Origin of the sequence: Rhodovulum sp. 12E13, assembly GCF_003340565.1 — a bacterium.
In the GTDB taxonomy this organism is placed as follows: domain Bacteria; phylum Pseudomonadota; class Alphaproteobacteria; order Rhodobacterales; family Rhodobacteraceae; genus HLUCCA09.
The window spans coordinates 1-16,792 of sequence record NZ_QPLK01000014.1 but is presented as its reverse complement, the minus strand read 5'-3'; the positions used below and the strand labels follow the sequence as shown (position 1 = coordinate 16,792).

The 16,792-nt window shown below is 71.1% G+C and carries 14 protein-coding genes; 10 read left to right on the top strand and 4 right to left on the bottom strand.

What is annotated here, in order from left to right:
• Positions 1-15 precede the first annotated feature (15 nt).
• The 5 genes from DLJ49_RS12935 (at position 16) to DLJ49_RS12915 (ending at position 5,994) form a co-directional block, all read left to right on the top strand.
• A complete protein-coding gene (locus DLJ49_RS12935; protein WP_158547463.1) occupies positions 16-855 on the top strand; it encodes a Hint domain-containing protein in 840 nt (279 codons plus the stop codon).
• 457 nt (positions 856-1,312) lie between these two features.
• On the top strand, positions 1,313-2,116 hold the full coding sequence (gene proC / locus DLJ49_RS12930) for a pyrroline-5-carboxylate reductase (protein ID WP_115393974.1): 804 nt from the start codon (positions 1,313-1,315) through the stop codon (positions 2,114-2,116).
• The gene (locus DLJ49_RS12925) at positions 2,113-2,469 is read left to right on the top strand and encodes a tRNA-binding protein (protein WP_115393973.1); all 357 of its coding nucleotides are present in this window, start codon (positions 2,113-2,115) and stop codon (positions 2,467-2,469) included. Before proC ends, DLJ49_RS12925 begins: the two co-directional genes overlap by 4 nt.
• Positions 2,470-2,574: 105 nt before the next feature.
• The gene (locus DLJ49_RS12920; RefSeq protein ID WP_115393972.1) at positions 2,575-3,528 is read left to right on the top strand and encodes a 2-hydroxyacid dehydrogenase; all 954 of its coding nucleotides are present in this window, start codon (positions 2,575-2,577) and stop codon (positions 3,526-3,528) included.
• 267 nt (positions 3,529-3,795) lie between these two features.
• Positions 3,796-5,994 carry a thiamine pyrophosphate-dependent enzyme gene (locus DLJ49_RS12915; RefSeq protein WP_115393971.1) on the top strand — a complete coding sequence of 733 codons (2,199 nt, stop codon included), beginning with the start codon at positions 3,796-3,798 and terminating at the stop codon, positions 5,992-5,994.
• Positions 5,995-6,236: 242 nt separating this feature from the next.
• On the opposite strand, the gene DLJ49_RS12910 is transcribed toward DLJ49_RS12915, so the two are convergent.
• From DLJ49_RS12910 to pufB, 4 genes are all read right to left on the bottom strand, one after another.
• Positions 6,237-6,863: a hypothetical protein gene (locus DLJ49_RS12910; protein ID WP_115393970.1), complete on the bottom strand. Its 627-nt coding sequence runs from the start codon at positions 6,861-6,863 to the stop codon at positions 6,237-6,239.
• A complete protein-coding gene (locus tag DLJ49_RS12905) occupies positions 6,860-8,278 on the bottom strand; it encodes a PucC family protein (protein WP_115393969.1) in 1,419 nt (472 codons plus the stop codon). The genes DLJ49_RS12910 and DLJ49_RS12905 overlap by 4 nt, the downstream gene beginning before the upstream one ends.
• A gap of 112 nt (positions 8,279-8,390) precedes the next feature.
• Complete coding sequence (locus DLJ49_RS12900) at positions 8,391-8,741, bottom strand: light-harvesting protein (RefSeq protein ID WP_115393968.1); 351 nt, start codon at positions 8,739-8,741, stop codon at positions 8,391-8,393.
• A gap of 12 nt (positions 8,742-8,753) precedes the next feature.
• Entirely contained in the window at positions 8,754-8,909 is a 156-nt protein-coding gene (gene pufB, locus DLJ49_RS12895) for a light-harvesting antenna LH1, beta subunit (protein WP_115393967.1), read from the bottom strand.
• Positions 8,910-9,704: 795 nt separating this feature from the next.
• On the opposite strand from pufB, the gene DLJ49_RS12890 reads away from it, so the two are divergent.
• The 5 genes from DLJ49_RS12890 to DLJ49_RS12875 form a co-directional block, all read left to right on the top strand.
• The gene (locus tag DLJ49_RS12890) at positions 9,705-11,390 is read left to right on the top strand and encodes a glycine/sarcosine N-methyltransferase (protein ID WP_115393966.1); all 1,686 of its coding nucleotides are present in this window, start codon (positions 9,705-9,707) and stop codon (positions 11,388-11,390) included.
• Between the two features lie 138 nt (positions 11,391-11,528).
• Positions 11,529-12,578, top strand: a complete 1,050-nt coding sequence (locus DLJ49_RS22885) for a homocysteine S-methyltransferase family protein (RefSeq protein WP_199533370.1) — start codon at positions 11,529-11,531, stop codon at positions 12,576-12,578.
• A complete protein-coding gene (gene metH / locus DLJ49_RS12885) occupies positions 12,575-15,229 on the top strand; it encodes a methionine synthase (RefSeq protein WP_199533369.1) in 2,655 nt (884 codons plus the stop codon). Before DLJ49_RS22885 ends, metH begins: the two co-directional genes overlap by 4 nt.
• 43 nt (positions 15,230-15,272) lie before the next feature.
• Positions 15,273-16,457, top strand: a complete 1,185-nt coding sequence (gene metK, locus DLJ49_RS12880) for a methionine adenosyltransferase (protein WP_115393965.1) — start codon at positions 15,273-15,275, stop codon at positions 16,455-16,457.
• 165 nt (positions 16,458-16,622) lie between these two features.
• Positions 16,623-16,792: adenosylhomocysteinase (locus DLJ49_RS12875; RefSeq protein ID WP_369932538.1), on the top strand; the 170-nt coding region annotated here is incomplete at its 3' end.

Sequence of the window (16,792 nt, the reverse complement as noted above, 5' to 3'; positions counted from 1 at the left end):
GAAAGGATCGGACGCATGGCGACCCCTCTCTCCCCCGCCGCGCGCAGCGCGACGGGACGTCCCAGGGCCCTCGCGAGCAGGCCCTTCTCCAGACCCGCCCGCGGGGGCGCGGATATCGGGCGCGACCAGCCTCTCACGCGCCGCTACGACATCCGCGCCCTCGCCGGCGACGGGTCCCTCGACGAATTCACCCGCGTCGCCCCTGCGACACCCGTCTTCGAAGATGCCTTCGCCGCCCTTGCCCGCGGCACCCTCGTCGCCACGGCCGAAGGGCCGGTCGCGGTGGAGGATCTCGTGCCGGGCATGATGATCGAGACCGTCAACGCCGGGCCGCAGCCCCTGCTCTGGGTCGGCGCGATGACGGTCTACCCCGACATGCGCGGTCTCGGTCCGGGCGCGGCCCCGGGCGGGCTCGAGGCGGCCAGTCTCACCCGGATGTCCGCCGATGCCTTCGGCTTCGGCCGTCCCGCTCCCGACCTTGTGCTCGGGCCGCGGGCGCGGGTGCTCTACCGGTCCGCCGCCTGCCGAGACCTCGTCGGTGCGGCCGAGGCCTTCGCGCCGGCGCGCGCCTTCGTCGACGGCGACGGGGCGATCCGCGTGACGCCCGTATCGCCGGTCAGGGTGTTCCACCTCGCCTTCCACGGCCAGCAGGTGATCCGCGCCAACGGCATGGAGGTCGAGAGCTATCACCCCGGCGCCGACCCCGCTTCGATGATGACGCGCGAGACGCTCGAGCTTTTCCTCGCGCTCTTCCCCCACATCGACCCGGCGGCGGATGACGGAACGGGCGGCTTCGGCCCGCTGTCCGTGCCGCGCCTGACCGCCTTCGAACTCGACAGTCTCCGCGCCGCCTGAGGGCCGGAGGTCCAGGGACGGGAAAGGCCGGGGGCGGCGCCGTGGCACGGAGCAGTCCCCGCCCCGCGCCGGGCTGCCCACGATCGCCGAAGCCTGCGCCGTCGCTCCGATCCCCGCTCTGCGCGGCGGGGCAGGCCGCGACCACGCCGCCGCCGCGACGCGGGCACCGCCCGTGTCCCCGTCCCAGGCCCCGCGCGAGCCTCCCCGCCTTCCCCACCGAACGCCGCGGCCGCACGGCCCCGGCACCCAGCCGATGCGCCGGCGTGCCCGCAGGCGCGCCGACGCACCGTGAGCCGGGGCGCCACCTTGACCCATCGCCCCGGTCGCCCCGGCTTCTTCTTGCTCCAAGTATCCCGGGGGAGTCGCCGCGCAGGCGGCGACGGGGGCAGCGCCCCCGCCCCGGTTGCAGTCTGCGGGCCGCGGTTCTAGCGTCGCCCGGCACGCAGGGAGGGACGCGATGACGCTCGACGAGGTGACGCGGCGCGGGATGGTGCTGCTCGGCTGCGGCCGGATGGGCGGAGCGATGCTCGAAGGGTGGCTGGCGCAAGGCGTGCCCCCCTCCGCCGTCCACGTCATCGACCCCGCCCCGTCCGACTGGCTCCGGGACGCCGGCGTGCATCTGGGCGGCTCCCTGCCCGAGCGGCCCGCCGTTCTGCTGCTCGCCGTCAAGCCGCAGATGATGGACGCCGCTCTGCCGCAGGTCGCCCATCTCGGCGGACCGGAGACGCTCGTGGTGTCGATCGCGGCCGGGACGCCGCTCGGCCGTTTCGAGGCCGCGCTGCCGCCGGGCACGCCGATCGTGCGCGCCATGCCGAACCTGCCCGCCTCGGTCGGCCGCGGCGTGACCGCGCTGATCGCCAACGCCGCCGCCGGCGAGGCCGGGCTCGCGCTCGCCGAGGCGCTCCTGTCGGCCGTGGGCACGACGGTGCGGCTCGAAAGCGAGGATCAGATGGATGCGGTGACGGCCGTGTCCGGGTCCGGCCCCGGCTACGTCTTCCACCTCGTCGAGGCGCTCGCGCAGGCCGGCGAGGCGCAGGGTCTCGCCCCCGATCTGGCCATGGCGCTCGCACGCGCCACCGTGGCGGGGGCGGGCGCGCTGCTCGACGCGTCTCAGGCGAGCGCGGCCGAGCTGCGCGAGTCCGTCACCTCGCAGAAGGGCACCACGGCGGCGGGCCTCGCCGTGCTGACCGACGAGCTGCCCGACCTGATGCGCCGCACCGTGGCCGCGGCCGCCGACCGCTCGCGGGAGCTCGGCCGATGAGCGACGGTCCGGCAGCTCCGCAGATCGCGCTCGACGACTTCCTCGCGGTCGATATCCGCGCGGGGCGGGTCGTGGCGGCCGAGCCGTTCCCCGAGGCGCGCAAGCCGGCGTTGAAGCTGCGGGTCGATTTCGGCCCCGACATCGGCGTGAGGAACAGCTCGGCGCAGATCACCGCCCGCTACGCCCCCGAGGCGCTGGTCGGGCGGCAGGTGCTGGCGGTGGTCAACTTCCCGCCCCGCAGGATCGGGCCGTTCGTGTCCGAGGTGCTGGTGCTCGGCGTGTCTGACGACGATGGCGCGGTCGTGCTCGTCGCGCCGGACGCAGAGGTGCCGCCCGGCGCGCGCCTGCACTGAGGCCCGGCGGATCGGGCAGCGGCGCGCCGCTGCCGTTGCGGCGGCAAGTCGGCCCGGCTAACCCTCGCGCAGCGGCAGGCCGCCGCGACACAGGGAGGACGCGCCATGCCCGACATGCTCATCACCCGAATGCTGCCCGACGCTGTGCTCGCGGCCGCGCGGAGCTTCGCCAGCGTCACCGTGCGCGAGGAAGAGACGCCGCTGACCCCGGCCGAGGCGCATGCGGCGATGCAGGCCTACGACGTGGTGATCCCCACCCTCGGCGACGGCTTCCGCGCCGAGGCGTTCGAGGGCGGGCCGTTCCGCTGCCGCGGGCTGGCCAATTTCGGCGTCGGCTACAACCATATCGACGCGCCGGCCGCAGCGGCGGCGGGGGTGGCGGTGACCAACACTCCTGGCGCCGTCACCGACGCGACCGCCGACATCGCGCTGACGCTGATGCTGATGGTCTGCCGTCGCGCCGGCGAGGGCGAGCGGATGGTGCGCGCGGGCCGGTGGACAGGCTGGCAGCCGACCCAGATGCTCGGCCTGCACATGACCGGCAAGACGCTCGGCATCGTCGGCATGGGACGGATCGGCAAGGCCATCGCGGCGCGCGCCCACAACGGCTTCGGCATGGACGTCGTGTTCTACAACCGCTCGCCGGTGCCCGATCCGGGCGTGCCTGCCCGCCGGCTGGACACGCTGCACGAGGTGATGGGGGCCGCCGATGTCGTGGTACTGGCCGTGCCTGCCACGGCCGAGACGCATCACCTGATCGACGCGGGCGCGCTATCGGCAATGAAATCCGGCGGTCGGCTCGTCAACATCGCGCGCGGCGACGTGGTCGACGAAGCGGCGCTGATCGAGGCGCTTTCGGCGGGCCGCATCGCCGGCGCGGGGCTCGATGTCTACGAGTTCGAGCCGAAGGTGCCCGAGGCGCTGATGGCGATGGAGAACGTGGTGCTCCTGCCGCATCTCGGCACGGCGGCGCTCGAGGTGCGCGAGGCGATGGGCCTGATGGCCGTCGAGAATGCCCGCGCCCTGCTCGAGGGCCGCACCCCGCCGAACCCGGTCTGACGCGGCTGCGCGCCGCCGCCCCCCGCAGGATCGCGGAGGCGACGTCGCATGCGTATTTGGACCAGAAAGAAGCGGGGCGCGGCGCGCGGCAGACGGCCGCCTGCGCGCCGGTCAGGCCGGGCGGGCGCGGCGGGAGCGGCGGGTGCGGGCACCGGGTGCCCCTGCAGGCCGCCGGCCATGGGCGCGGGACGAGGGTTGCTTGACGCCGGCTTCGGGGCGCGCAAGGGAGGCGCACCCGCGAGACCGGGCCGGAACGGGAGGGGGGGCATGGACGGAGCGCAGGCGGACCGGGCCGAGATCGTGCACGCGATGTTCCGTGCGCGGGTGGCGGCGGGCGACCTGCCGCCCGGCCGGGCGGCAGCGGCGCCGCTCTCGGCCGGCGAGGCCGTTTCGCTTTTCCGCGCCCAGTGCCTGTGCCGCGCGCTCGACCGGCAGGGGCGGGCGATGCAGCGTGCCGGCACCGGCTTCTACACGATCGGCTCGTCGGGGCATGAGGGGATGGCGGCGGTGGCCCACGCCCTGCGCCCGACCGACATGGCGTTCCTGCATTACCGCGACGCCGCATTCCAGATCGCCCGCGCCGCGCAGGTGGCGGGGCAGGACCCGGCGCGGGACATCCTGCTCTCCTTCGCCTGCGCGGCCGACGATCCGATCTCGGGCGGCCGTCACAAGGTGCTGGGCTCGAAGGCGCTCACGATCCCGCCGCAGACCTCGACCATCGCGAGCCACCTGCCCAAGGCGATGGGCGCGGCCTACGCGGTCGGCGCGGCGCGGCGGCACCGGCCCGAGCACGCGGCGCTGGCCGACGACGCGCTGGTGATGGCCTCGTTCGGCGATGCCTCGGCGAACCATTCCACCGCGCTGGGCGCGATCAACGCCGCCTGCTGGACTGCCTTTCAGGGCGGAGCGATGCCGCTGCTGCTCGTCTGCGAGGACAACGGTATCGGCATCTCGGTGAAGACGCCGCCGGGCTGGATCGAGGCGGCGTTCTCCTCCCGCCCCGGCCTGCGCTACGTCGCGGCCGACGGGCTCGACCTTTACGATACCTATCGCGCGGCGCGCGAGGCGGCCGAGTGGGTGCGGGCGCGCCGGCGGCCCGTCTTCCTGCATCTGCGCACAGTGCGGCTCTACGGCCACGCCGGGGCCGACGTGCCGACCGCCTACCTCTCGCGCGCCGAGGTCGAGGCGGACGAGGCGAACGACCCGCTGCTGCACTCCGTCCGCCTGCTGGCCGAGGCGGGGGCGCTCGCGCCCGACGCGGCGCTCGCGATCTACGACGCGGCCTGCGCCGAGGTGGCCGCTAAGGCGGAAGAGGCCGGCCGCCGCCCGCACCTGCGCGATGCGGGCGAGGTGATGGCCTCGCTGATCCCGCCGCCGCGCCCCTGCCGGCCCTCGAACGGCCCCGACCCCGCGGCGCGGGCCGCCACCTTCGGCGCCGAGGCCGAGCAGATGGCGGCGCCCCAGCCCATGGTGCGCCACGTCGCCTGGGCGCTTGCCGACCTGATGCTGGAGCATCCCGAGATCGTCGTGATGGGCGAGGACGTGGGCGCCAAGGGCGGCGTCTACGGCGCGACGCGCGGCCTGCAGAAGCGGTTCGGCCGCGACCGGGTGATCGACACGCTGCTCGACGAGCAGTCGATCCTCGGCCTCGCGCTCGGCATGGCGCATAACGGGTTCGTGCCGATCCCCGAGATCCAGTTTCTCGCCTACCTGCACAACGCCGAGGACCAGCTGCGCGGCGAAGCGGCCACCCTGCCCTTCTTCTCGAACGGCCAGTTCGCCAATCCGATGGTCGTGCGCATCGCCGGGCTCGGCTACCAGAAGGGCTTCGGAGGGCATTTCCACAACGACAATGCGCTCGCGGTGCTGCGCGACATTCCGGGCCTGATCCTGGCCTGCCCCTCGACGGGGCAGGACGCCGCGCGGATGCTGCGCGAATGCGTGCGGCTCGCGCGGGAGGAACAGCGGGTCAGCGTCTTTCTCGAGCCGATCGCGCTCTACCCGATGCGCGACCTCGACACCGAGGGCGACGGCAGGTGGGCCACGCCCTACCCCGCCCCGCCCGAGCGGCTGCCCCTCGGCGCGGTGGGTGTGCACGGCGAGGGCCGCGACCTGGCGCTCGTGACCTATGGCAACGGCCATCGCCTCTGCCGGCAGGCGCAGACCCGCCTGGCGGACGAGGGGGTGGCGGCGCGGGTGATCGACCTGCGCTGGCTCGCGCCACTGCCCGAGGCGTCGCTGCTCGACGCGCTCTCGGGCTGCGGCGCGGCGCTGATCGTCGACGAGACGCGGCGGTCGGGCGGGGTGGCCGAGGGGCTGGTGGCGCTCATGGCCGAGCGATCGCCGGGGCTGCCCGTCGCGCGGCTGACGGCCGAGGACAGCTTCATCGCCACGGGGCCGGCCCACGCCGCGACTCTACCTTCGACCGACGGCATCGTGCGGACGGCCCGCGCCCTGCTCGGGTAGGGCGGAGAGACCGGCGCGACGACCGGCGGGGCGAGGGGTGGCGCCGCGGCCCGCGCGCACTGCACACGATGACTGCGAGTGTAGGCTCAAGGCGCCGGAGAGCGTCTGCGCCGGTCTGTGTCGCGTTGCGCGGATGGGCGCACCCAGTCACCCGGCGATTGCCGGGCGACGCGCGCCGGACGCGCCCGGGGAGCGAGAGAGGCGGGCGGCCGGGCGCAGCCGGGGCGCCCGGGCCGGATCGCTCAGCGGTGCTTGATCGTCGCCACGCCGAAGCGCTCGGAGAAACGAGGATGGTCCTCGAGCACCGACTTCTTGCGCGGGCGGTCGTCGATCGTCTTGAACGGCAGGATCGGGCCGGGCCGCTCGGTCAGCCGCTGGCCGCCGGGGCGCCAGTTCGTGAGCGGCGGAATGCCGGTGAGCTCGGAGAAGGTCTGCGGCTCGCGCCCCGATCCGGGATCGCTGTCGATGCGAAAGAACAGCGGATGGTCCTTCAGCACCTTCGGGAACAGCGTCTCGTACGCGGGCTTCGGCGGCAGCTTGACATCGCGATCCTCGACCGCGCCGCCGGCATCGACCGCCCCGCTGTCGGCGAGAATCTCGCGCGCGATGCGACGGGCGCCGAGCGGACGGTAATCGGCCCGCACGACCAGCGCCGCGCCGCCCTCGGCGATCGGCCTGGCATAGGCCTTGGCCGCGCTCTCGTGGGCCATCGCGCGTTCCAGCGCGGCCTCGATGCGGGCGGCGTCGTCGCCCTCCTTCGCCGCGATCAGGTCGACATCGGCCTCGCGGAACTTCTGCTTCAGCAGTTTCTTGCGGACGGCGCGCGCCGCCTTTCTGTCGGCGTAGAGCCGCGTGATGATGGTGGTCATGCTACCTCCAGGCGTTCGGGGTCGGGGGCGTCGTGCGCGGCCGTCCGCTGCAGGGCAAGCAGCGCGACGACGGCGAGAACGAGGAACAACATCTCGATGCCGAAGACGGCATTGTAGGGCAAGGCCGGGTCGGCCGCGGCGCCGTCACGCCCGGGCAGGCCGACCAGCACGTCGCGGACAACGCCGCCGAGCGCCACGCCGATGCCGGCGGCCGTGGCCTGCACAGCGCCCCAGGCGCCGAGCGCGAGGCCCACCTGCTCGGCCGGGGCGGCGCGCATGGTCGCGGTGAGCGTGGCGTGGCCGAACAGGCCGGCGCCGAGGCCCGTGGCGAAGGTGCCCGCAACGAAGAGCATGGGCCCCACCGCCGCCGAGGACAGGATGATCGCGGCGAAGCCCGGCACCCCTATCGCCGCGCCCCAGAGCGCGACCGAGGTCGCGCGCGCGGGCCCGGAGAGCACCTTGGAGGCGATGGCGAAGCCCGCCAGCGTGCCGGAGGCGAGTACGGCGGTCAGCTTGGTCGTTTGCGCCACGGTCAGGCCCAGCGCCTGCCCGCCATAGGGCTCGAGCAGCACGTCGGCCATGCCGTAGCCGAAGGTGCCGAGCCCGATCGCGCCGAGCAGCATCAGAGCGCCGGGCCGGCCGGTAAAGGCGCGCCAGGCGCGGGTGAAGTCGCGGTCTGGCTTTCGGGCCTGCGCCCGCGCCCACGAGCGCGATTCCTGCTTCCACATCGCGAGGATGTTGAGCGCGACGGTCGTGACGGCGGCGCCCTGGATCACCTGCACGAGGCGGCCGGGCGTGTAGTTCTCCAGAAGCGCGCCGAAGACGAGCGCGCTCGCGACCATGCCGAGCAGCAGCATGACATACATCAGGCCGACCACCTTGGGCTGGTCCTCCTCGGCCACGAGATCGGTTGCGAGCGCAAGGCCCACGGTCTGCACCGTGTGCAGGCCCGCCCCCACGAGCAGGAAGGCGAGCGCGGCCGAAGACAGGCCGATCCAGCGCGGCGCGTCGACCGCCTCGCCGTAGCCCGACAGCACCAGAAGCGCGAAGGGCATGATGGCGAAGCCGCCGAATTGCAGCAGCGTCCCCTTCCAGATGTAGGGCACGCGGCGCCAGCCGAGCGCCGAGACATGCGTGTCGGAGCGGAAGCCGATCAGCGTGCGGAAGGGCGCGAAGACGAGCGGCAGCGCCAGCATTCCGGCGACCAGCGAGGCGGGCACGTCGAGCTCGACGATCATCACGCGGTTCAGCGTGCCGACCAGCAGCACCAGTGCCATGCCCACGGTGACCTGAAAGAGCGAGAGGCGCAGCAGGCGCGACAGCGGCACCTCGTCGGTCGCGACGTCGGCGAAGGGCAGCCAGCGGGGGCTGATGCGGGCGAGCCTGTTCAGGACGAAGCGGCGATAGTTCAGCATTCCGGGCGACCTGCGCTGCCTGGGCGGGGGCCGGGGCGGCCCGCGCGGGGGGCGAGACGGAGGATGGGCGGCCCGCCGGGGCGTCGATCGCGCCCGGCGGGCCTGACCCTCTTCACTCGAGGGCGAGCCTTGCGCGGTCGTCGGCCGAGGCGAGCACCTCGGGCGCCTGCAGGATCGCCGTCGCGGTCGTGCCGTCGGGCAGGATCACGGTGACCCTCTCGCCCTCGGGCGTCGGCGCGACGTAGGACGCCTTGGCGGTCGCCGCGTCGCCCTGCGTCGGCAGCACTGCAGCCGCCTGGGCGTCACCCGAGCCGAGCGGCTGGCCCGACAGGAAGTCGGACACCCACGACGTGTTGCTCAGCACCGCCACGTGGACGGCGAAAGAGCCCACGGCGACGGCGCCGAGAAACACCGGCACGCCCACGGCGGGCGGCACGACGAGCCACATCTTCGCATTGTTCATGTCGTGCCTCCCTTATCCGAGCCAGGGGGTGGAGACCGCGACGAGCAGGTGGGCGAGCAGGGCGATGGCCCCGAACACCCGCGTGCCGTCGATGAGATAGCTGTGGACCTCCTCGGCCTGCTCCAGCGTCAGGCCGGTTGGCCAGACCTTGTCGTCATCATCTGCCATGTGAACACTCCAGTCATGGTCGTCAGAGCAGCCTCGGAGGCTCCGACCTGGGTCTTCCTCCGCGACTGGTGAAGCTCCCTTCCGGCGAGTCCTTCCGGCAGGGAACAACGATAATATGTCACATTAGGTTGACAATCACAACTGTCAATTTTAGTTTACAGATTGCGCTGACATATGGGATCTCCGCGCCGCGATCCTGACCGGCGCCGAGCCCAGCCGTCCCTCGCAACATCCTGCCAGCCCTGCATGATTTCGTCTCCGGACACGCCACCGGGGCTCCGCGTCAGGCTGACTCCCGGGAATGCGTCGCGCGTTCGAACGGCCTCCGCGGCCTGAGCGACGCCGCCCGGACGAGACCGGGGGGCGGCGAATCCCCCCATGCCCGCGGCTCCCGCCCCCTGGCGCGGGCGGGCGGCACGCCGGCCCCACTTCGGCACGCTCACCAAATCAGGAAATTGGCCCCGGAAAATAACACCTTGGCCCATTCGGCGACGCGATGTCGCAAACAGGCATTGAAATGTCGTTCTGATTGCATTTGCATGAGGCCAGCCGGGCGCCGTACCCGACAAGTGCGTTAGTGCGTCCGAGTCTTTTCGCTCGGGTCCACCGATTGCGTGACCCGCAGCGCAACAAAGACAAGAACCAGCGACCGGTCAGGGGTTGCGCCGCGGGCGTGCCCACAAGGGCCGGTTCCGAACGACACGAAATCATCTACGGGGCGCGCACGGCCGCGCCCGCGTCCGGCTGCGCTCTGCGCACCGGCCGGGACGACGCGGACCGTACAGGGAGAACAGGATGAGCGACGCAGCACGCAGGAACTTCGAACTCGATCTCGAGGATCAGAGCTACGGGGAAGATCCTCTCGCCGACAGGGAGACCGATCTCTACAAGGGCGAGTACGTCATGTCGTTCGTCGAGAAGTGGGACGAGCTGATCGACTGGGCCGGCCGCGCCGAGGCGGAGGGACAATTCTTCATCGACGTCCTGCGCGCCCGCGGCAAGGAGACGGTGCTCGACGTCGCCGCGGGCACCGGCTTCCACTCGGTGCGGCTGACCGAGGCGGGCTTCAACGTCACCACCGGCGACGGCTCGGCCGCGATGCTGGCCAAGGCGTTCCAGAACGCCCAGTCGCGCGGGCTGATCCTCAAGACGGTGCAGGCCGACTGGCGTTGGCTCAACCGCGACATCCAGGGCAAGTACGACGCGATCATCTGCCTCGGCAATTCCTTCACCCACCTGCACGACGAGCAGGACCGGCGCCGCGCGCTGGCCGAGTTCTATGCCGCGCTCAAGCACGACGGCATCCTGATCATCGACCAGCGCAACTACGATGCGATGCTCGATCACGGCTATTCGACGAAACACAAGTACTACTATTGCGGCGACCGGGTGACGGCCGAGCCCGACCATGTCGACGACGGCCTGTGCCGGATGCGCTATTCGTTCCCCGACGGGGCGACCTACACGCTCAACATGTTCCCGATCCGCAAGAACTACATGCGGCGGCTGCTCGGCGAGGCGGGCTTTGCCCGTGTGCGCACCTACGGCGACTTTCAGGAGACCTACGCCGAGGACGAGCCCGACTTCTTCATCCATATCGCCGAGAAGAGCACGCTGCACGTGGTCCGCTGGGGCGGGGGTGTCCGCGAGCAGGGCGAAACCGATGTGCGCGACGTCGCCGAAGACTACTACGACAGCGAGGATGCCGACACGTTCTATTCAACTGTCTGGGGCGGTCAGGATCTGCACGTCGGCTGCTACGAGGAGACGAAGGACATCCGCGACGCCTCCGACGTGACGGTCGACAGGATGGCCGGGAAGCTGACGATCGGCCCCGACACCCGCATCCTCGACATCGGCGCGGGCTATGGCGGCGCGATGCGCCGGGTCGTCGGGCGCAACGGCGGCAGCGCCACCTGCCTCAACATCTCCGAAGTGCAGAACGACACCAACCGGCACCGCAACCGCCAGCAGGGCTTCGCCGACCGCATCCGCGTCGTCCACGGCGTATTCGAGCAGATCCCCGAGCCGGCCGAGAGCTTCGACGTGGTGTGGAGCCAGGACGCGATCCTGCATTCCGACCAGCGGCACACGGTGCTGCAGGAGGTCTGGCGCGTGCTCAAGCCCGGCGGGCTGTTCGTGTTCACCGACCCGATGCAGTCGGACGACGCCGACCCCGCGCAGCTCCAGCCCGTCTACGACCGCCTGCAGCTCACCTCGCTCGGCTCGTTCCGCTTCTACCGCGAGGCGGCCGAGGGAATCGGCTTCGAGACGGTCGAGCAGGAAGACCTGACGCACAACCTGCGCACTCACTACGCCCGCGTCCGCGAGGACATGCTGGCCAACTACGACCGGCTGCGCGACAGCGGCGCCTCGGCCGAATACCTCGACAAGATGGCGGTGGGCCTCGAGAACTGGGTGAAGGCGGCCGACCAGGGCAACCTCGCCTGGGGCATCCAGGTCTTCCGCAAGCCGGTCTGAACTGCCGCACGCCTGCCGCGCGAGGCAGGCGCCGTCCACATGATCTTCATGAGTCATTCTCCTTATGCGGCGAGCCGATGCGCCGCTAAGGAGTTGCGGCCCCGCATCCAGGCGGAGCCGCAGAACGAGGAGACGTCAATGTCAGAGCGATCCATCGAAGACCACGCCGCCGAGCGCATCCTCGTGCTCGACGGGGCGATGGGCACGATGATCCAGGCCGAGAAGCCCGACGAGGCCGCCTATCGCGGCGAGCGTTTCGCCGACTGGGCGAGCGACGTGGGGGGCAACAACGAGCTTCTGTGCCTGACCCAGCCCGACATGATCCGCGGCATCCACGCGGCCTTTCTCGAGGCCGGCGCCGACATCGTCTGCACCAACACCTTCTCGGCCACCCGCATCAGCCAGGCCGATTACGGCATGGAGGAGCTGGTGGGCGAGATGAACGCGGCCGCCGCGAAGATCGCCCGCGAGGCCGCCGACGCCGCCTCGACCCCCGAGCGCCCGCGCTGGGTGGCCGGCGCGCTCGGGCCGACCAACCGCACCGCCTCGATTAGCCCCGACGTGAACGATCCCGGCTTTCGCAACGTCACGTTCGACGACCTCGCCGCGGCCTACGGCGAGGGCGCGCGCGGGCTGATCGAGGGCGGCGTCGACCTGATCCTGGTCGAGACGATCTTCGACACGCTCAACGCCAAGGCCGCCCTCTACGCGCTCGACCTTCTGCGCGACGAGATGGACGTGCCGCCGATCATGATCTCCGGCACGATCACCGACCGCTCGGGCCGCACGCTGACCGGCCAGACGCCCGAGGCGTTCTGGGCGAGCGTCCAGCATGCCCGGCCGTTTTCCGTGGGCCTCAACTGCGCGCTCGGCGCGGGCGAGATGCGCCCCCATGTGCGCGCCCTGTCCGACATCGCAGACACCCGCGTCTCGGCCTACCCCAATGCCGGCTTGCCGAACGAGATGGGCGGCTACGACGAGACGCCGGAAGAGACCGCCAGCCATCTCGGCGAATGGGCCGAGGCGGGGCTGGTCAACATCGTGGGCGGCTGCTGCGGCACCACGCCCGACCACATCCGCGCCATCGCCGGGGCGGTCGCGGGCAAGGCGCCCCGCAAGATCCCCGAGCGGGCGGAGAAGCTGCGGCTTTCGGGGCTGGAGCTGTTCGAGAAGGGAGCCGCGGCATGACCACCGGCAGTTTCATCAATATCGGCGAGCGCACCAACGTCACCGGCTCGGCCCGCTTCAAGAAGCTCATCATGAAGGGCGACTACGAGGCGGCCGTCGAGGTCGCGCGCAATCAGGTTGAGAACGGCGCCCAGATCATCGACGTCAACATGGACGAGGGGCTGCTCGATTCCGAAGAGGCGATGCGCACCTTCCTCAACCTGATCGCGGCCGAGCCCGACATCAGCCGCGTTCCGGTAATGATCGACAGCTCCAAGTTCGAGGTGATCGAGGCCGGGCTGAAATGCGTGCAGGGCCGCTCGGTCGTCAACTCGATCTCGCTGAAGGAGGGCGAGGCGGCGTTCCTCGAACAGGCGAAGATCGTGCGCCGGTTCGGCGCCGCCGTCGTCGTCATGGCCTTCGACGAGGAGGGGCAGGCCGAGACAGCCGAGCACAAGTTCGCCATATCCGAGCGCGCCTACAGGCTGCTGACCGAGAAGGCCGGCTTCGACCCGTGGGAGATCATCTTCGACCCCAACATCTTCGCCGTCGCCACCGGGATCGAGGAGCACAACGACTACGCCGTGGCCTTCTACGAGGCGACGCGCATGATCAAGGAACGGCTGCCGCACGCGCTGGTCTCGGGCGGGCTGTCGAACGTCTCGTTCAGCTTCCGCGGCAACGATCCGGTGCGCGAGGCGATGCACTCGGCCTTCCTCTACCATGCGATCCGCGCCGGCCTCGACATGGCGATTCTCAACGCCGGGCAGATCACGGTGTATGACGACATCCCCGACGAGCTGCGCGAGCGCGTCGAGGACGTGCTGCTCAACCGCCGCGACGACGCCACCGATCGCCTGCTCGCCATCGCCGACGACTACCGCGACAAGGGCGAGGCGCAGGCGAAATCCGACCCCAAGTGGCGCGAGGCCCCGGTGGAGGAGCGCCTCTCTCACGCCCTGATCCACGGCATCACCGACTACGTGATCGACGACACCGAGGAGGCACGGCAGCGCGCCGAGCGCCCCCTCGACGTGATCGAGGGCCCGCTGATGGACGGGATGAACACGGTCGGCGAGCTGTTCGGCGCGGGCAAGATGTTCCTGCCGCAGGTGGTGAAGTCGGCCCGCGTGATGAAGACGGCGGTGGGCCACCTCATCCCCTTCATGGAGGAAGAGAAGAAGGCGGCCGGCGACACCTCGGCCAAGGGCAAGATCCTGATGGCCACGGTGAAGGGCGACGTGCACGACATCGGCAAGAACATCGTCGGCGTCGTGCTGGCCTGCAACAACTACGACGTGGTCGACATGGGCGTGATGGTGCCCACGGAGGACATCATCACCAAGGCGAAGGAGGAAAGGGCCGACGCCATCGGCCTGTCGGGCCTGATCACCCCCTCGCTCGACCGCATGGTGGAAGTGGCCTCCGAGATGACGCGGCAGGGCATGGACGTGCCGCTCCTGATCGGCGGCGCGACCACCTCGAAGAAGCACACGGCGATCAAGATCGCCCCCGCCTACGACCATGGCGTAGTGCATGTCGACGACGCCTCCAAGGCCGTGGGCGTCGTCTCGCGCCTGCTGTCGAAGGAGCGCAAGCCGCAGTTCCTGGCCAAGGTGGCCGAGGAATACGAGGGGCTGGCCTCGGGCCACGCCGGCAAGGGAGAGCGCCCGACGATCCCGCTGGCCGAGGCGCGCGCCAACGCCTTCCGCCCCGCCGCGCACACGATGGAAGAGCCGCGCCGGACCGGCCTGATCACGCTGGACGACCTCAAGGTCGACGACGTCCGCGACTACATCGACTGGTCGCCCTTCTTCTGGACGTGGGAGATGCGGCAGACCTTCCCGAAGATCCTCGACGACCCCGACAGGGGCGAGACGGCGCGCGAGCTCTACGGCCACGCGCAGGCGATGCTCGACCGGATCGTGGCCGAGGAGTGGTTCCGGCCGAGAGCCGCGCTCGCCATCTGGCCGGCCAACCGCGACGGCGACGATATCGTGGTCTGGGAGGGCGAGGACCGCGCGAAGGAGCGCGCCCGCTTCCACATGCTGCGCCAGCAGACGGCCAAGCGCGGCGACCGGGCCAATTACTGCCTGTCCGACTTCGTGGCCGACGAGGGCCCCGACTGGATCGGCGGCTTCGCCGTCACCGCCGGGCCGGAGGTCCACGCCATCTCCGACCGGTTCAAGGCCGAGGGGAACGACTACGATTCGATCCTCGTGCAGTCGCTGGCCGACCGTGTGGCCGAGGCGATGGCCGAGGCGATGCACGCGCGCGTCCGGCGCGAGATCTGGGGCTACGCCCCGGACGAGGCGCTGACGAACGAGCAGCTGATCCGCGAGGACTATCGCGGCATCCGCCCCGCGCCGGGCTACCCCGCCTGCCCCGAGCACACCGAGAAGCGCACCCTCTTCGACCTGCTCGACGCCCCCCGCACCACGGGCCTGACGCTGACCGAAAGCTGCGCGATGTGGCCGGCGGCGGCCGTCTCGGGCCTCTACTTCGCCCACCCCGACGCCGCCTATTTCGGCGTCGGCCGCATCGGGCGCGACCAGGTGGAGGATTACGCGGCCCGCAAGGGCATGGCGCTGGCCGAGGCCGAATCCTGGCTCGCCCCCAACCTCGCCTACACCCCGGGTGCCGAAGAGGTGCCGCTGAAGAAATCGGCCTGACGCACCGGGATCACGACCCCCGAAACCCACAGGGAGACGCACCATGGCAAGAAGCTGGCTGATGACCTCGGAGTCGGTGTCCGAAGGGCACCCCGACAAGGTCTGCGACCGGATCTCCGACACCCTTCTCGACGCCTATCTGCGCGAAGACCCGATCAACTGCCGCTGCGGGATCGAGACGCTGGCCACCACCAACCACGTCACCGTGGCCGGCGAGGTGCGTGGCCCCGACAAGATCCTGCGCGACGTCGAGGAGATGGTGCGCGCCACGATCCGCGACATCGGCTACGAGCAGCTCGGCTTCGACTGGAAGGACGTGCAGATCGTCAACCGCCTGCACGCGCAATCCTCCGACATCGCCATGGGCGTCGACGAGGGCGACAAGGGCGAGGAAGGCGCCGGCGACCAGGGCATCATGTTCGGCTATGCCTGCAACGAGACCGACGAGCTGATGCCGGCGCCGATCCAGTTCGCCCACCGCATCCTGCGCCTGATGGCGGAAGACCGGAAGGCCGGCCACAGGCCGGAGTTCGGACCCGACTCGAAGTCGCAGGTCACGCTGAAATACGCGGACGGCAAGCCCGTGGGCATCGACGCCGTCGTCGTCTCCACCCAGCACGACGAGGACGTGAGCCAGGAGCAGGTGCGCGAACTGGTGAAGCAGTATCTCACCAAGGCCTCGCTCGAGGGCTGGGAGGTGCCGGAGGATCGGCTCTACGTGAACCCGACGGGCCGCTTCGTGCTCGGCGGGCCCGAGGGAGACGCCGGCCTGACGGGCCGCAAGATCATTGTCGACACCTATGGCGGCGCGGCGCTGCACGGCGGCGGCGCCTTCTCGGGCAAGGACCCGACCAAGGTCGACCGCTCGGCTGCCTACGCCGCGCGGTACCTCGCCAAGAACGTCGTCGCGGCGGAACTGGCCGACCGCTGCCAGATCCAACTCGCCTACGCCATCGGCATGCCCGAGCCGATCGCGATCTACGTCGACACGTTCGGCACCGGCAAGGTATCGGAGGACGATCTCGGCACGCGCCTGCGCGAGATGGTGCGCCTCACGCCCCGCGGCATCCGCGAGCATCTGGGGCTGCAGCGCCCGATCTATGCCCGCACCTCGGCCTACGGGCATTTCGGCCGCACACCCGAGGACGACGGCGCTTTCTCGTGGGAGAAGACCGACCTCGCCGGCGAGCTCGCCCGCTCCTTCGGCCATTCCATCGCGGCCGAATGAGGCGCACCGCCTGACATCCGGCGGGGGCAACGCCTTTGCAAAGGCGTTCACCGCGCGCACGCGCGGTGAAGGCGCTTCGAAGCGCCTTCCCTCCGCCAGGAACCATCACTTTCCGCCCCGGCCGCCACGGCCGGGGCGGCCTCACACAGGTTGAAAGGACACGCCATGCCAGCCGAAGACAGCGCGCCCCTGAGCTCCGATTACGCCATCAAGGACATCGCCCTCGCCGGGTTCGGGCGGCGGGAGATCGAGATCGCGGAGACGGAGATGCCGGGGCTGATGGCGCTCCGGGAGGAATACGGGGCGGCGCAGCCGCTGAAGGGGGCGCGGATCGC

Bases quoted from the DNA above. Each gene is read 5' to 3' on its own strand.
- DLJ49_RS12900 (WP_115393968.1), bottom strand. From the start codon at position 8,741: ATGAACAATGCGAAGATGTGGCTCGTCGTGCCGCCCGCCGTGGGCGTG.
- pufB (WP_115393967.1), bottom strand. From the start codon at position 8,909: ATGGCAGATGATGACGACAAGGTCTGGCCAACCGGCCTGACGCTGGAG.
- DLJ49_RS22885 (WP_199533370.1), top strand. From the start codon at position 11,529: ATGTCAGAGCGATCCATCGAAGACCACGCCGCCGAGCGCATCCTCGTG.
- metH (WP_199533369.1), top strand. From the start codon at position 12,575: ATGACCACCGGCAGTTTCATCAATATCGGCGAGCGCACCAACGTCACC.
- DLJ49_RS12935 (WP_158547463.1), top strand. From the start codon at position 16: ATGGCGACCCCTCTCTCCCCCGCCGCGCGCAGCGCGACGGGACGTCCC.
- DLJ49_RS12890 (WP_115393966.1), top strand. From the start codon at position 9,705: ATGAGCGACGCAGCACGCAGGAACTTCGAACTCGATCTCGAGGATCAG.
- DLJ49_RS12905 (WP_115393969.1), bottom strand. From the start codon at position 8,278: ATGCTGAACTATCGCCGCTTCGTCCTGAACAGGCTCGCCCGCATCAGC.
- DLJ49_RS12915 (WP_115393971.1), top strand. From the start codon at position 3,796: ATGGACGGAGCGCAGGCGGACCGGGCCGAGATCGTGCACGCGATGTTC.
- DLJ49_RS12925 (WP_115393973.1), top strand. From the start codon at position 2,113: ATGAGCGACGGTCCGGCAGCTCCGCAGATCGCGCTCGACGACTTCCTC.
- DLJ49_RS12910 (WP_115393970.1), bottom strand. From the start codon at position 6,863: ATGACCACCATCATCACGCGGCTCTACGCCGACAGAAAGGCGGCGCGC.
- proC (WP_115393974.1), top strand. From the start codon at position 1,313: ATGACGCTCGACGAGGTGACGCGGCGCGGGATGGTGCTGCTCGGCTGC.
- DLJ49_RS12920 (WP_115393972.1), top strand. From the start codon at position 2,575: ATGCCCGACATGCTCATCACCCGAATGCTGCCCGACGCTGTGCTCGCG.
- metK (WP_115393965.1), top strand. From the start codon at position 15,273: ATGGCAAGAAGCTGGCTGATGACCTCGGAGTCGGTGTCCGAAGGGCAC.